Raw genomic sequence first — 1,256 nt, 5'->3', positions numbered from 1 at the left:
CTGTTCCGGCAAGCATTCCGCCCGGCGGTTGTGCGGCGCGCGGGCTTATGCCCCGCGCGCCGCCCTCGGCTCACATGCCGCTGTAGAGCGGGAACTTCGCGCAGAGCGCTTCGACCTCGGCCTTGACCTTGGCCTCGACCTCGGCATTGCCCGCCTCGCCATGCGCGGCCAGACCGTCCACCACCTCGACGATCCAGCGGGCGATCTGGCGGAACTCCGCCTCGCCGAAGCCGCGGGTGGTGCCGGCCGGGGCGCCCAGCCGGATCCCCGAGGTCACGAAGGGCTTCTCGGGGTCGAAGGGCACGCCGTTCTTGTTGCAGGTGATATGGGCGCGGCCCAGCGCCGCCTCGGTCGCCTTGCCGGTCACGCCCTTCGGCCGCAGGTCGGCCAGGCACAGGTGGTTGTCGGTGCCGCCCGAGACGATGTCGATGCCGCCCTTCATCAGCTCGTCCGCCATGGCGCGGGCGTTCCTGACCACCTGCGCGGCATAGTCCTTGAACTCGGGGCGCAGCGCCTCGCCGAAGGCCACCGCCTTGGCGGCGATCACATGCATCAGCGGGCCGCCCTGCAGGCCGGGGAACACCGCCGAGTTGATCTTCTTGGCGATCTCGGCATCGTTGGTCAGCACCATGCCGCCGCGCGGGCCGCGCAGCGATTTGTGCGTGGTGGTGGTCACCACATGGGCATGCGGCAGCGGCGAGGGATGCTGGCCGCCGGCGACCAGCCCGGCGATATGGGCCATGTCGACCATCAGGTAGGCGCCCACCTCGTCGGCGATCTTGCGGAACTCGGCCCAGTCCCAGATCCGGCTATAGGCGGTGCCGCCGGCCAGGATCAGCTTGGGCTTGTGCTCATGCGCCGATCTGCGGATCTCCTCCATGTCCAGAAGCTGGTCCTGCTGGCGCACGCCGTAGCTGACGACGTTGAACCACTTGCCGGACATGTTGACCGGCGAGCCATGCGTCAGGTGGCCGCCCGAATTCAGGTCGAGCCCCATGAAGGTGTCGCCCGGCTGCAGAAGCGCCAGGAACACCGCCTGGTTCATCTGCGACCCCGAGTTCGGCTGCACGTTGGCAAAGCCGCAGTCGAACAGCTGCTTGGCGCGCTCGATCGCCAGATCCTCGACGATGTCGACATACTGGCAGCCGCCGTAATAGCGCTTGCCGGGATAGCCCTCGGCATATTTGTTGGTCAGCACCGAGCCCTGCGCCTCAAGCACCGCCTTCGAGACGATGTTCTCGGACGCGATCAGCTCG

General features: G+C 68.0%; 1 protein-coding gene. It reads right to left on the bottom strand.

The genetic code is table 11. From position 1 onward, the window contains the following. Positions 1-70: 70 nt before the first annotated feature. Positions 71-1,256 (bottom strand): serine hydroxymethyltransferase (glyA, locus tag ACFOMP_RS19795; protein WP_379033783.1); only part of this gene is annotated, 1,186 nt, incomplete at its 5' end.

The sequence above is a fragment of the Paracoccus simplex genome, from assembly GCF_042648325.1.
Classification (GTDB): Bacteria; Pseudomonadota; Alphaproteobacteria; order Rhodobacterales; family Rhodobacteraceae; genus Paracoccus; species Paracoccus simplex.
Note: the sequence above shows the minus strand (reverse complement) of the source record. Positions and strands in the feature narration are given on the sequence as shown.